The 14444-nt window shown below is 42.9% G+C and carries 15 protein-coding genes; 3 read left to right on the top strand and 12 right to left on the bottom strand.

The window, feature by feature from the left end:
* Positions 1-60: 60 nt before the first annotated feature.
* Positions 61-1086, bottom strand: a complete 1026-nt coding sequence (locus tag Q4592_RS01880) for an amino acid ABC transporter substrate-binding protein (RefSeq protein ID WP_137673207.1) — start codon at positions 1084-1086, stop codon at positions 61-63.
* 511 nt (positions 1087-1597) lie between these two features.
* Between Q4592_RS01880 and cobB the strand changes: the two genes are divergently transcribed.
* Positions 1598-2323 (top strand): Sir2 family NAD+-dependent deacetylase, encoded by a 726-nt coding sequence (gene cobB / locus Q4592_RS01885; protein ID WP_303509039.1) that lies wholly within the window; start codon positions 1598-1600, stop codon positions 2321-2323.
* A complete protein-coding gene (locus Q4592_RS01890) occupies positions 2320-3081 on the top strand; it encodes a glucosaminidase domain-containing protein (protein ID WP_303509042.1) in 762 nt (253 codons plus the stop codon). The genes cobB and Q4592_RS01890 overlap by 4 nt, the downstream gene beginning before the upstream one ends.
* A gap of 3 nt (positions 3082-3084) precedes the next feature.
* Here the strand turns inward: Q4592_RS01890 and ttcA are convergent, their stop codons facing one another.
* From ttcA to ccoN, 11 genes are all read right to left on the bottom strand, one after another.
* On the bottom strand, positions 3085-3981 hold the full coding sequence (ttcA, locus tag Q4592_RS01895) for a tRNA 2-thiocytidine(32) synthetase TtcA (RefSeq protein WP_303509044.1): 897 nt from the start codon (positions 3979-3981) through the stop codon (positions 3085-3087).
* 80 nt (positions 3982-4061) lie between these two features.
* Complete coding sequence (gene uspE, locus Q4592_RS01900; RefSeq protein WP_303509046.1) at positions 4062-4994, bottom strand: universal stress protein UspE; 933 nt, start codon at positions 4992-4994, stop codon at positions 4062-4064.
* A 135-nt stretch (positions 4995-5129) separates the two neighbouring features.
* Complete coding sequence (locus Q4592_RS01905; protein ID WP_137673202.1) at positions 5130-5876, bottom strand: FNR family transcription factor; 747 nt, start codon at positions 5874-5876, stop codon at positions 5130-5132.
* Between the two features lie 68 nt (positions 5877-5944).
* Complete coding sequence (locus tag Q4592_RS01910; protein ID WP_303509050.1) at positions 5945-6610, bottom strand: sulfite exporter TauE/SafE family protein; 666 nt, start codon at positions 6608-6610, stop codon at positions 5945-5947.
* Positions 6594-6773: a cbb3-type cytochrome oxidase assembly protein CcoS gene (ccoS, locus tag Q4592_RS01915; protein ID WP_303509054.1), complete on the bottom strand. Its 180-nt coding sequence runs from the start codon at positions 6771-6773 to the stop codon at positions 6594-6596. The genes Q4592_RS01910 and ccoS overlap by 17 nt, the downstream gene beginning before the upstream one ends.
* Positions 6770-9157 (bottom strand): heavy metal translocating P-type ATPase, encoded by a 2388-nt coding sequence (locus tag Q4592_RS01920; RefSeq protein ID WP_303509057.1) that lies wholly within the window; start codon positions 9155-9157, stop codon positions 6770-6772. Before Q4592_RS01920 ends, ccoS begins: the two co-directional genes overlap by 4 nt.
* Entirely contained in the window at positions 9147-9629 is a 483-nt protein-coding gene (locus Q4592_RS01925) for a FixH family protein (RefSeq protein WP_303509058.1), read from the bottom strand. Before Q4592_RS01925 ends, Q4592_RS01920 begins: the two co-directional genes overlap by 11 nt.
* An 82-nt stretch (positions 9630-9711) precedes the next feature.
* On the bottom strand, positions 9712-10680 hold the full coding sequence (gene ccoP, locus Q4592_RS01930) for a cytochrome-c oxidase, cbb3-type subunit III (protein WP_303509061.1): 969 nt from the start codon (positions 10678-10680) through the stop codon (positions 9712-9714).
* The gene (locus tag Q4592_RS01935; protein WP_137673196.1) at positions 10677-10859 is read right to left on the bottom strand and encodes a cbb3-type cytochrome c oxidase subunit 3; all 183 of its coding nucleotides are present in this window, start codon (positions 10857-10859) and stop codon (positions 10677-10679) included. The genes ccoP and Q4592_RS01935 overlap by 4 nt, the downstream gene beginning before the upstream one ends.
* A 10-nt stretch (positions 10860-10869) precedes the next feature.
* The gene (gene ccoO, locus Q4592_RS01940; protein WP_137673195.1) at positions 10870-11472 is read right to left on the bottom strand and encodes a cytochrome-c oxidase, cbb3-type subunit II; all 603 of its coding nucleotides are present in this window, start codon (positions 11470-11472) and stop codon (positions 10870-10872) included.
* 1 nt (position 11473) lies between these two features.
* Positions 11474-12907: a cytochrome-c oxidase, cbb3-type subunit I gene (gene ccoN / locus Q4592_RS01945; protein ID WP_137673194.1), complete on the bottom strand. Its 1434-nt coding sequence runs from the start codon at positions 12905-12907 to the stop codon at positions 11474-11476.
* Between the two features lie 494 nt (positions 12908-13401).
* Here ccoN and Q4592_RS01950 point away from each other — a divergent pair, with 494 nt between their 5' ends.
* Positions 13402-14433 carry an HD-GYP domain-containing protein gene (locus Q4592_RS01950; RefSeq protein WP_303509066.1) on the top strand — a complete coding sequence of 344 codons (1032 nt, stop codon included), beginning with the start codon at positions 13402-13404 and terminating at the stop codon, positions 14431-14433.
* Positions 14434-14444: the final 11 nt, after the last annotated feature.

Here is a 14444-nt window from a genome sequence, read left to right on the forward strand (position 1 = left end):
AGTAGTGTAGGATAAAAACGGAAGAGAGCAGGGCAAGCCCTGCTCTTTTAAGAGTAGAAATTAACGAATAGGCGGAGCGTATTGGAAGCCACCGTCTTTCCATAGTGCGTTAACACCACGAGCGATACCAAGCGGAGAGCTTGTACCTACGTTTTTCTCAAAAGACTCGCCGTAGCTACCAACTTGCTTAACAATGTTGTAGCCCCATTTGTCGTCTAAGCCTAAACCTTTACCTTTAGGGCCTTCTAAACCTAAGATACGACGAACGTTAGGATTAGTAGATTTAAGCATATCGTCTGCGTTTGCAGAGCTTAAGCCATACTCTTCAGCATTGATCATGGCAAATAAAGACCACTTAACAATGTTTAGCCACTGGTCATCGCCTTGACGAACAACCGGACCCAAAGGCTCTTTAGAAATAATTTCAGGCAATACCATTGCGCTGTCTGGCTTAGCTAGTTTGATACGTAGTGCATAAAGTTGCGATTGATCTGAGGTTAAAACATCACAACGACCAGCTTCGAAACCTTTCACTGTTTGGTCTGAGGTATCAAATACTACAGGCGTGTATTTCATACCATGCTCACGGAAGTAATCGGCTAAGTTTAGCTCGGTAGTAGTACCAGATTGAATACATACTGCAGCGCCATCTAATTCTTTAGCTGAAGACACACCTAGCTCTTTGCTTACCATAAAGCCTTGGCCGTCATAATAGTTAACACCAGCAAAATTTAAACCTAGTGAACTGTCGCGGGTTAGCGTCCAAGTAGTGTTACGAGAAAGAATATCGATTTCACCAGACTGAAGTGCAGTGAAACGCTCTTTTGCAGTAAGGGGAGTATATTTAACTTTAGAAGCATCGCCTAGAACGGCGGCGGCTACTGCACGACAAACGTCTACATCTAGACCTTGCCAATTTCCGTCAGCATCTGGGTTTGAGAAACCAGGTAAGCCGGTACTAACGCCACATTGTAAGAAACCTTTACTTTTAACGTTGTCTAACGTGCCATCAGCAGCGCTAGCATTTGCTGCGAAAGCTAAGGCTACAGCAGCTACCGCAGCTTTAATATGCGTGTTTTTTAACATGTTTTCTTCCCTGTACAGTTTGTCTTTATATTGTGGGTTGAACGGCCCTATATTCAATCAAGAGCCAAAACCAGAGCCAATAACAACATAAACATTCAAATATTGGGTGTCAACATTATTGTAACACCGCAATCACAACAGAATGCCGAATAACTGACCACTGGCGCAAAACTATTCAATATAATTGAATATAGTATCAAGCAGCAGTATCCGTAGGCTTTTTATCGTTTTCTTGCGCTAGATCAAGATTAGCACAGCTACAGATAATTCCCTGATTTAGTTAGCTTAAAAGTAGCAAAAGCGAGATATGTCGCAAAAGTTTAATTTAGATTAACTATGCGGTCAGACAAACTAGATATTTGTGGCTCTGTCGAGAATCATTCTAGATAAAATGTTAACAGTTAGTAACTTTTAAGCCATGTTTGTCACATTACAACTTAAGTAGAATGGGGACTTATGCTGACTTAATATATATTTATAGAGCTTTCTATTCGATTTTGAACAAAAGAAGATGAATATGAAAAAAAATGTGATTGTTTTGACCGGAGCAGGGGTTTCTGCTGAATCAGGAATTCAAACTTTCCGAGATTCAGATGGTTTGTGGGAAAAGCATCGCGTAGAAGATGTCGCTACTCCAGAGGCTTATCAACGAGCTCCTGATTTTGTCGACCAATTCTATAATCTGCGTCGCCAACAGCTTCAAAGTAGTAAGGTACAGCCAAACGCAGCCCACTTCGCGCTTGCCGAGCTAGAGCAGCAAGATGATATAGAGCTACTAGTTATCACCCAAAACATTGATGACTTGCACGAACGTGCCGGCAGCAAGAATGTTTTGCATATGCATGGTGAGCTATTAAAGGCACGCTGCCCAATGTCTAATCAAACCACCAATTGGAAAGGCGACTTAGGTGCAGAGGTATTGTGTACATGTTGTCAGTTTCCTACTCGACTAAGACCGCATGTTGTGTGGTTTGGCGAAATGCCTATTGGCCTAGACAAGATTTACCATCGACTTAATCACTGTGATATATTTATTGCCATTGGTACCTCGGGACATGTGTTTCCGGCGGGCGGTTTTGTTCATGAAGCTGCAAGCCATGATGCAAGAACCATTGAACTCAATCTTGAGCCCTCTGAAATGCAAAGCGAATTCGCAGAGCGTCATTACGGCCCAGCGAGTGAGTTAGTTCCTAACTTCTTGCAAGAATTAACCACAGAAATAAGAGCAACTACTTGAATAAATTTTTACTTATAGGCTTGTTATCAAGCCTTATCATCGCTTGCGATCACACACCAAAAAAGACTTTACCCATCATTAGTTACGCACCGCTACCTGCTTTTGAAGAATTTACCGACGTTAATCAAAAGAAGCAGCAATTTACTCATTACATTTTGCCACTGATAAAAGCAAGTAATCAGCAAATACTTAAGCAACGTAATCAACTGGTTTCCTTCAATAGCAAGATAGCGAATAGCAAATTAAGCAAAAAACAACACAAGATTTTAATTGAGTTAGCTGAAGATTATCGGGTTGATACCACCCTTGGTGATAAGCAAATCATCACTGAGCTACTAACCAAAATAGATGTTGTGCCTCCTGCCTTAGTGTTAGCTCAAGCTGCTAACGAGTCAGCATGGGGAACGTCAAGGTTTGCCAAAGAAGGAAATAATTTGTTTGGTCAATGGTGTTATCAGAAAGGTTGTGGCTTAGTACCATTAAGCCGTGTTGACGGTGCCAACCATGAGGTACGTAAATTTGATAGTGTGTATCAGTCGGTAAATGCCTATATGAACAACCTCAACAGTCATCCTGCTTACCAAGCGTTAAGAGAACATCGCCAAATCGCCAGAACACGCGGCGAGATAGACGCTATCGAGCTAGCAAGTTTTCTTACTAGCTATTCTGAACGGGGTGAAGCCTACGTACACGAACTCCAACAGATGATGAGAAGCAATAGATCTTTGTGGCCTTCTCAATTATCAGTGAGTTCTTAAGAACTAAAGCTCTACTATTTGAACAACCCCAGTCGTCTCTTTCATTGTCTGCTGGGGTTCTAGCTCAGGTGCATCGAAACCAATATCACCACCATCAATAATGCCGCTATCTCGGTTAATAGATTTAAAGTCAAACTGTTGGTGATCGAGTAAATGAGATGGCACGACGTTTTGCACCGATCTAAACATTGATTCTACTCTTCCTGGAAAACGCTTTTCCCAATCATTCAACATTTGTTTAATTGCCTGACGCTGCAGGTTTTCTTGAGAGCCGCAAAGGTTACACGGAATAATAGGGAACTCTTTTACTTCAGCGTATTTTTCCATATCGGCTTCTTTACAGTAGGCCATTGGGCGAATCACGACATGTTTCCCATCGTCACTGACTAACTTAGGTGGCATGGTTTTTAGCTTGCCGCCATGAAACATGTTTAAGAACAAGGTTTCTAATATATCGTCTCTATGGTGGCCAAGTGCAATTTTGGTGGCACCTAGTTCGCTAGAGGTACGGTACAAAATGCCGCGGCGTAAACGAGAACACAAAGAACAGGTTGTTTTACCTTCAGGGATTTTGTCTTTTACAATTGAATAAGTATCTTCTTGCACAATCTTGTATTCAATACCTAAGTTAGCTAGGTATTCAGGTAAAATATGCTCTGGGAAGCCAGGTTGTTTTTGGTCAAGGTTAACGGCAATAACGTCAAAGCTTATTGGAGCATGCGCTTTTAGATGCAGCAAAATATCTAACATTGCGTAACTGTCTTTACCGCCAGACAAACACACCATTACTTTATCGCCTTCTTCAATCATATTGTAGTCAGCTATCGCTTGGCCTACATGTCGACGAATTCGCTTATGAAGTTTGTTTTGGTTGTATTGTTGTTTAGCTGTAACTGACATTTTGAGTTCCCAATAGAAAAGCGGGGCTATTATATAACCCCGCCTTGCTTAAGCAATCTTTTCCCTTAGCTTAAACGGATCTATTTTTGGAAAGGACTAACAAAGTTTTGTGGTTTCAATGCCAGTAGATCGCAGTCTAATTGGTCGATAACGTGCTCAGCGGTATTACCTATTAATGCTGCGCTAAAACCGCTTCGACCAGACGTACCCAAAATAACTATATCTGCACCAATCTCATTGGCCACTTCAGGAATCACATCATCGGGTAAGCCTTCTTCGAGGTGGCTAGTGACTTCTTGCTCGAACTGTTCAGCCACAAATTTATTCAGGGCTTCTTTATGGTATTCCATAACGTTTTTGTTGTACTTGAGAGGGTCGAAATCAGGCAACTCGATGGCAATATTTACTGGGGCTGCGGGATAGGCTGTAACAATATGGGGAGTGGCAGATAGTAACCGGCATAAATCCTTAGCTTCTTGAGAAATTCGCACATTGAGTTTGTGGTGCTCTTCGTCCTCAGCGCCTGCGTGAATTGCTGCAACGATCTTACCTGCTGTTGGCCAATCATGGTCTTTAACCATTAGCACTGGTGTTGGACATTTACGTAAAATATGCCAATCGTTGGGGGTAAAGATTATTGATTGCAGTGTAGGGTGAGGGTGGGTGGCTTTCACCACGAGATCGTGACCAAAATCGAGAACTTCCTCTATAACACTTTCATAGAGTCGGTTATTCCATACTACCTTGGTTTCTATCTCTAGGCCTGCGGTATCTGTTGCCGCGATAACTTCGTTCAACCAGACTTTACGTTCGTCTATTACGCCAGAGCGCATGGCTTCTCGCTCTTCGCCAGATAACATTGACGTCATCTCGTAAGAGAAGTCATAAATGGTGAGTAGAGCTTTGATTTTTGCTTGGTCTTCTTTCTGTGCTAAAAACACAGCCCGAGACAAAGCCGCCTGAGTGTCGTGCAGGGGGTCAATGACCACTAAAATATTGCGATACTTAATCATAAAGCAGCTCCTAGAATGATCTGGAATAGCTACTTAACTTTAGCTCAATTTGGAAGGAATAAATCTGACTTAGTTAACACTGACCCAAGTTTTTTATCATAGCTTGATGTAAATCAGGTCAGTGTTATTAATCACTTAGGTAGCTTTGGCGCCAGCTAATTGACGAAGGGATTCGCGGTCGGTAATTGAAATATATTTACCTTTAACCGCAATCATATCGGCTTTTTGGAAACGGCCTAACAAACGTGAAATAGTTTCTACTGTTAAACCTAAGTAATTACCGATATCACCACGAGTCATGGTAAGGCGAAACTCTCTAGGAGAGAAACCACGCTCAGAGAAGCGCTGCGATAAACCATAGATAAATGCGGCTAAACGCTCTTCAGCATTTTTCTTACTGAGTAACAAAATCATCTCTTGGTCAGCGACAATTTCGTTGCTCATTAAACGCATCATTTGACGACGAAGTTTAGGCATACTTGCCGACAAGTCATCCATCGTATCAAAAGGTATTTCACATACCATCGACGTTTCAAGGGCTTGTGCAAAACTAGGGTGTACCTGGTTATTGATAGCGTCGAAGCCCACTAAATCGCCAGCTAAATGAAAGCCAGTGATTTGCTCATCACCTTGCTCGGTAATGGTGTATGACTTAATGGTGCCTGAACGTATCGCGTATAAGCTTTTAAGTTTATCGCCAGCAGCAAAAATTTCTTCGCCTTTTTGAATAGGCTTTTTACGCTCAATAATACTGTCTAAACGATCTAGCTCAGTTTCATTTAAAGAAAATGGGATACACAATTGTGCAATGCTGCAATCTTGACAATGGATTTCACATCCACCAGTTTGGATTCTTTGACTAGCTTTTGGGTTAATGCTCATACTCAAACTATGCTATAGGAGTTCGAGGCAATTCTACTCTTTATAGAGGTATTTTTCTAGCGCTATTGCTACAACAATGTAACAACCTGATAGATCCCTAGAGCAAAAACACTAAGTCCAGAAACAATCTGTAGCTTACGGTTGTTTAACAAGTGGCTAAGTTTTTGACCAAGCATCACCGAGAGTAACATAACGCTAAAAGTTCCCAGCCCAAAGCTAAACATCACCGCGGCACCGCTTTGCCAGCTAGCTTGGCTAGCACTTAAGGTTAAAGTGGAGTACACCAACCCGCAGGGTAACCACCCCCATAACAAACCTAAAGGAACGCAAGCCAAGGGATGGTTTAAGCTGAGAAATTTACTCGCGGAGGGTTGAATTCTGTTCCATAACACTTTACCAGCAGCCTCTAACGGGGTGAGTACAGACCACCACCGGGTGAGGTGAATACCTAACAAAATTAACATTAACGCAGCAAGCCACTGAAGACCAACCAGCAAGTGTAGTGATTGGTGTATTTGCCCAATAGCCTGTATTGAACCAGACACTATCGCACCTGCAATCGCGTAACTCACTATTCGTCCAAGGTTGAAGCCAACGCTGACTAAAAATTTTGAGGACGAATTTTCAACTCTGCTACCAAGAACACAAGCAATACCGCCACACATAGCAATGCAATGTGTGGCACCTAATAAACCGGTAATAAAAGCGGCAGCGTAATCAGTTTGGAGTATCATCTTTAGCCGACTTAGTATCTTGGCCTTTCTCGTCAAACAAAATGTTTACGCCTTGGCGGTCTAGGTCTTCAAACTGTTCACTTTTGACCGCCCAGAAAAAAATACCAATACCAATACACACAAAAACAAGGGCAATAGGAATTAACACAAAAATTATGCTCATCGCTTATTCAACCTTAGTGAGTTAGTTAACACCGCTAGCGAAGACAAAGACATGCCGATGGCTGCCATATAAGGTGTCACGATACCCGACACCGCTAAGGGCAGTATCAGGGCATTATAACCTAAAGCCCATGCCAAGTTTTGAGCGATAATTTTTTTGGTTTTTTTAGCCAAATCTATAGCACTTAACAAAGTACTTAGCTTACTGCCCAGTAAGACTGCATCGGCACTAGATTTTGCAATGTCGGTACCTAAACCCATAGCGATAGATAAAGGTGCAGACGCGAGCACAGGCCCGTCATTTACGCCGTCGCCAAGCATTAGCAAATGTGGAGTGCTGGTGACTTTATGTTTTACCACATCAAGTTTTTGCTGAGGTAACGCGCCACTAGAGACGTCGGTGATACTCAGTTGATTGGCAACAAATTCCACTTGTGCAGACTCATCGCCAGTAAGCATCGACAAACTAATATCTCTTTGTTTTAAGCCTTTAGCGAATTCTATCGCATCACTTTTAATTAAGTCTGACAGATAAATCCTAGCCACTAACTGTGTGTTTACCAGTAACACTAACTCAAGCATACCTATGCGAGGTTGAGCAATTTGTTGGCAAAACTTAGCCTTTCCTAAAGTGAGCGAATGATTGTCTACCAAACCACTTAAGCCTAAACCGGTATGGTGCTCAATATTTGTTGCTTGTAACTTCTGAAAAGATTTAAACGCCAATGCTATAGGGTGAGAACTTTGACGCTCTAAGGCACCAACATATTCAAGGACAGTTTCCTTATCGTAGCCTTTGTAACACTCAAGTTCTTGGATCTGCAATCGACCTTCGGTGAGCGTACCGGTTTTGTCTGACACAACGGCTTGTAACTTAGCCAAGCTTTCTAGTACGTGGCCGCGTTTTACTAACAGGCCGTTTTTAGACAAATTATGAGTAGCAGCCGTTAGTGCTGCTGGCGTAGCCAACGATAGTGCGCAAGGGCAAGTTGCAACCAATACCGCTAAGGTGATCCAAAAAGCGTCTTCAGGTGAATGAAAATGCCAATATGTGTAGGTGAGGGCAGCAATAACCAATAAGCCAAACACAAAATAGCGAGCCACGCCGTCTGCTATAGTGGCTATTTTCGGCTTTTCACTCTGCGCTTGTTCTTGCAGGCGCATAATGTTGGCGATAAAGGTGTTTTGTGAAACGGCTTCAACTGCTAAATGTACAGTCTGTTCGTGGTTAATGGTGCCAGCAAACACGCGATCGCCTATCGACTTAACAATGGGTAAGCTTTCTCCCGTTAAAGAGGATTCATCAAATTCACTTTCACCAAAGCTAATCTGGCCATCAGCGGGCACGGTTTCCCCAGGTAAAATAACGATAAGGTCACCGGATTTAAGCTGGCTGGCCGCTACACGCTGCTGTTTGCCGTCTTTATTTAGTTTTAAAGCCAGTTTGGGAATAAGCTTAAGCATGTTTGAACTGGTTTCACTGGCTTTTCGCCGAGCCCGTAACTCCAGCAATCTTCCTAATAACAATAAGAAGGTAAACATTGAAACCGATTCAAAATAGACTTCACCCGTACCTCTTACAGTTGCATATAACGACGCGCTATAGGCCCCTAGTAGTGCAATAGAAACGGGGACATCCATGTTTAGGGTTTTAGCTTTTATGCTTCTATACGCACCAAAATAGAAAGGCTGCGCAGAAAAAAGTAGAACGGGCGTGGCCATAATCAGGCTCACCCAACGAAAGTAATCTCGGTAAATCACTTCCATTTCGTCAAACAGATCACCATAAAGAGCAATCGCAAACATCATCACTTGCATGGTGGCTAAGCCAGCGACACCAAGCTTTAACAAGTGGCTTCGATACAGCTTGCGGTCTAGTTCTTCTTGTTTGTCTGTTTGAAAAGGCGTGGCGTTGTAACCTAGGGTTTGAACGGTTTGCAGGAGCTGACTAAGTTTTACCTGTTTATCGTCCCACAACAAGGTGGCACGTTGAGTAGTGGAATTAACATGAATTTTCTGAACACCTTTAACATGCGAAAGCTGCTTTTCAATCAGCCATGCACATGCAGCACAAGCAATGCCTTCTATAGACAGCAGTACTTCTTTGTAGGCGTCTGACTGAGCGACAAAGTCTAATTGAACACTCTCATCATCGTATTCCAACATTTTAGTTAACGCGTCAGGGACCAAACCTTGAGCGCTGGGAGCTGCGGCGGTGCGATGCTTGTAATAGTCTTCTAAGCCACTGTCGATAATGGTTTGGGCTACAGCGGCACAACCTTGGCAACACATGGGTTCCATTTTACCTAGAATAGGAACAGATAAGCTCAGACCTGCCGGAACAACTTCATTGCAATGAAAGCAAAGGTGTTTGTTACTTCCCATCAATCTCTTCTATGTTGTACAGCGGCAGTTGTAGCTCTTCTTGTAAACGCCAGCTGTCATCCATTGGACTGATGCGGATAAACCAGCGACCGTTTTCATTTAAATCTTCACCAAACCTATATCGACCGGTGGCATCAGCGGTAACTACGTAACTGCGGTCGTTTCTCGCTAAGGTTTTATGGGCCAGTTCAACTTTAAGAGGTTGGTTTTTCAGTTCATCAGGTAAGGTCATATCTAACAATAAGCCGTTGTCTGTAGGTGACAACGCGGCTTTAACGCCTAACTGCTCTGCTTGTTGTATTAGTGACAAATCGGCATTAATCGCCTTACCTTTCTTATAATAAGACTCTACGACCATGTCATTGTCGGTGGTAGCAGCTATGTAAAATGTGGTTAAGCTAGCAACGACTGCAGCCATAGGTAACGCGATTAAAAACCACGGCCAAAATTGTTTGTACCAAGCTTGTTGCATGAGCTCTTACTTCCAAAAAGAGGGGGCTTAAATATAACAAAAAAAAGCGACGCATAGGCGTCGCTTTTTATAAATTTTTAGTCTATTCGCTCTTAGAAAGCTGATACACATAGGCGGAAATTAGCTGAATCTTATCTTCTCCTAGAATATCCTTCCAAGCAGGCATTACGCCATTACGACCGTAACGAAGGGTATCTTCTACCGCTCTACGCGAACCACCGTATAACCAAATACCATTGGTTAAGTTGGGTGCACCTACTGCTTCGCTACCGGTACCGTCTGCACCATGACAGGCTGCACATACGGCAAACTGATTTTTACCTGCAGCTGCATCAATGTCGTTAACTTTACGGCCTGAAAGACTCAGTACGTAAGCGGTGACTTCTTTGATTCCGTCTTCACCAAGTACTGCTTCCCATGCCGGCATTTGGCCTTGGCGACCATGCATTAAGCTTGCTTTAATCGCTTCGCCGCTGCCGCCGTATAACCAATCTCCGTCGGTTAGGTTAGGGAAGCCCTTACCACCGCGAGCGGCTGAACCATGACATTGAGAACAGTTTTGTAGAAACAAACGTTGGCCGATTTTAATTGCATCAGGATCAACCGAGAGTTCTTCAACGCTGCGGTATTCTCCAGATTCGTTGTATGCAACCTTACGAAATACTTCTCCAAAACGTTGGTCGGCTTTTTCTACTTCACCTTGATATTGGTTAGCAACGGTACCGTCGTAAGCTGCCACACGTTCCTGGCCTTCTGCGATAGTCTTAATGCCCATCTCTGAGCTCTTCCAACCAAGGAAACCTTGCCAGTTGCCTAAACCTGGGTATGCGGCTAAGTAAATCAACGAGAAGATAATGGTGATAATGAACATATAAGACCACCACTTAGGAAGAGGGTTATTTAACTCCTCAATCCCGTCAAACTCGTGGCCCATCGATTCACCTTCTTTAACACCGGTGGTGTTTTTGTTACAAGCTCTCAGCAATAAGTAACAGCCTAAGATGCTTCCTAACGTTATTACGGTAACCCACACGCTCCAAAATGTGCTCATTTTTTCTGTGCTCCTTCAAATTCCTTTGTAGAGCTAGCTTTAGGCTCATCGGCAAAAACCAAATTCGCAGCTTCGCTAAAATCCTTTTTGCGTTTCTTGCTGTAGGCCCAGGCAAATATGCCAATAAAAATCGCCATTAAGAATGCAGTGTAGAGGCCGCTAAATGTACCAAAGTCCATAACTAACTCCTTATTTCAATGCTGTACCTAACACTTGTAAGTAGGCGATGAGTGCTTCCATTTCTGTTTTTCCTTCAACCGCTGCTGCTGCGCCTTCAACGTCAGCATCGGTATATGGAACACCAAAGTGGTTTTTAAACAACGCCAATTTCTTACCGGTTAACGAGCCGTCTACCAAATTTTCCTCTAACCAAGGGAAACCAGGCATATTAGACTCAGGTACCACATCACGTGGATTAATCAGGTGAACACGATGCCACTCATCTGAATAACGTTGGCCTACACGAGCTAGATCAGGTCCAGTACGTTTAGAACCCCACAAGAAAGGATGTTCCCAAACGCTTTCACCGGCTACAGAGTAATGTCCGTAGCGCTCTGTTTCTGCGCGGAATGGACGAATCATTTGGCTATGACAGTTACTACAACCTTCGCGGATATAGATGTCTCGGCCTTCCATTTCTAATGCAGTGTAAGGAACTAAGCCGTCAACAGGTTCTGTTGTTTCCGGCTGGAAGATTAGCGGGGTGATTTGTGCTAAACCACCGAAGCTAATCGCGATAACAATTAAGATGGCAAGTAGGCCAACATTCTTTTCGATTAACTCGTGCTTCATGTTATGCCTCCTGAGCCTGTTCAATTGGTTCTAATGAGCCTTTCTCAGCAGTAATTGTTTTAAAGGCGTTATAGGCCATTACAAACATACCGGTTAAGAAGAACAAACCACCAACAAAACGAACGAAGTAGAATGGGTAAGAAGCCTGTAGTGACTCAACAAACGAGTAGGTTAAGGTACCGTCTTCGTTTACTGCGCGCCACATCAAACCTTGCATCACACCAGAAATCCACATTGCAACGATATATAGCACAACGCCAATAGTTGCTAACCAGAAGTGGGTGTTAATAAGCTTGGTGCTGTACATACGGCCTTGGCCGAACAACACAGGAATTAAGTGATAAATACTACCAATAGACACCATTGCTACCCAACCAAGGGCACCAGAGTGAACGTGACCTACAGTCCAATCAGTGTAGTGTGATAAAGCATTTACGGTTTTAATTGCCATCATTGGGCCTTCGAAGGTAGACATACCGTAGAAAGACAATGAAACAATAAGGAATCGTAGAATAGGGTCGTAGCGTAGTTTATGCCACGCGCCAGACAAGGTCATAATACCGTTAATCATGCCGCCCCAAGAAGGTGCGAATAAAATTAACGACATCACCATACCTAAAGACTGCGCCCAATCAGGTAACGCAGTGTAGTGTAAATGGTGAGGACCAGCCCAAATGTAAATAGACACAAGGGCCCAAAAGTGAACAATCGACAAACGGTAACTGTAAACCGGACGACCTGCTTGCTTAGGAACGAAGTAGTACATCATCCCTAGGAAACCAGCGGTTAATAAGAATCCTACCGCGTTATGCCCATACCACCACTGCACCATAGCGTCTACAGCGCCAGCATAAATCGAGTACGATTTAGTCATGGTAAGTGGAATAGCAGCATTGTTTACAATGTGTAAAACAGCAACGGTGATGATAAAGGCACCAAAGAACCAGTTCGCCACGTAAATATGAGACGTTTTTCGCTTCACAATGGTACCGAAAAAGGCAATACCATAGGCAACCCAAACAACCGCAATGGCAATGCCAATTGGCCACTCAAGTTCAGCGTATTCTTTTGAGGTGGTAAAACCCATAGGCAAAGTAATTGCCGCAGATACAATAATTAAGTTCCAGCCCCAAAACACAAAGGAAGCGAGGGGGCCGCCAAATAGTCTTGTTTGACAGGTACGTTGTACCACGTAAAAAGAACATGCCATTAATGCACTGGTACCAAATGCAAAAATAACGGCGTTAGTGTGAAGGGGACGTAACCGGCTATAGGTTAGCCAAGGAGTATCGAAGTTAAGTGCAGGCCAGATCAATTGCGCAGCAATTAATACCCCAACACCCATGCCAACAATACCCCAAACAATGGTCATTACAGTGAACTGGCGTACAACCGTATAGTTGTAATCAGTTTCTGTGCTAGCTGCTTGGTTCATAAATACATGCTTCCGTTGCTATTATTATTTGTTTAAGCGAGTTAAATGCAGGTGCATCAACAACATGAAACGAATTGTTAGTCTACGTTACGTTTAGCGCTGTGTGGGCGAGTATAGCTGTAGGCTAACGGCGCGATCATACTTGATCGATTAGGCAAATAACAGATTGAAAAACTAGTTATTTGCATATCTCCGCTATATTTTTAACAATTTGTTTCCAAACGGCAAACCGCATTGATCAAGATCAATTATGGGGCATTAATTTACATTCGTATAACTTATTTTGCGACCTCGATATTACGTATTTATCTAGCCCAAGCCTTAAGTCCGCTGCACTAAAGGTATTCTTTCAAGATTTCCATTATATCCTCAGTAAATGTTGAGGTTCTGTAAATCACTTAATTTGCAATTTAGTGTTATTAAAGTGTTGATTTTATGTCTATAGTTACTTTTATCTAAGAGGAAAATTGGCAGATTCGTAAACAAGGATTTTTATGGAAAACAGAGCCACCGTTCTCATCGTTGATGATACCCCTGAGAACATTGACGTATTAGCTGGCATTCTGCGTGAAGACTATAAGATACAAGTCGCACGAAATGGCGATATGGCACTAAAGATTGTATCTAAAGCTAACAAGCCTGATTTAATCTTGCTCGACATCATGATGCCAGGCATAGATGGTTTTGAAGTATGCCGCCGCTTAAAAGACGATTTAACCACTCGTCATATTCCAGTGGTATTTGTTACCGCTAAAATTAGCCCCGCAGATGAACTACATGGCTTAGAGTTAGGCGCTGTAGATTACATCACTAAACCTGTTAGTCCTCCGGTTGTTAAAGTAAGGGTAAAAACTCACTTAGCCTTATTTAACCAAAATAGAGAGCTAGACCGAAAAGTAAAAGAACAAACCGATGTAATTAACACCACCCGATTACAAATCATCCAGCGTTTAGGGCGAGCAGCTGAATATAAAGACAATGAAACCGGCCTACATGTGATTCGAATGAGTCATTACTCCAAAATATTAGGTATCGCGGCTGGCATGAGCGAACCTGATGCTGACGTACTAATGAACGCAGCGCCCATGCACGACATTGGTAAAATTGGTATTCCCGATAGCGTATTACAAAAACCCGGAAAATTAGATGCCGACGAATGGGATATCATGCAAAGTCACGCGGTAATTGGCGGTGAAATTCTTGGTGAAGGAGACAGCTCAGAGTTACTCGATTTAGCCAAAACAGTGGCGTTAACCCATCACGAAAAATGGGATGGTAGCGGATATCCAAATGGTTTGGCTGGAGAAGACATTCCTATTGTAGGCCGAATTGTAGCTATCGCAGACGTGTTTGACGCACTGACTTCTCAGCGACCTTACAAACAAGCCTGGCCAGTAGAAAAAGCAGTTGACCTATTAAAAAGCGAAGCCGGTACGCATTTTGACCCAACTCTCGTTCCTTTGTTTATTGCAGCCTTACCAGAGATTCTGGAAATAAAAGCTAAGTTTGAAGAAAACCTAGATTAAGTTGTGGGATT

Origin of the sequence: Agarivorans sp. 1_MG-2023 (assembly GCF_030548385.1) — a bacterium.
In the GTDB taxonomy this organism is placed as follows: Bacteria; Pseudomonadota; Gammaproteobacteria; order Enterobacterales; family Celerinatantimonadaceae; genus Agarivorans.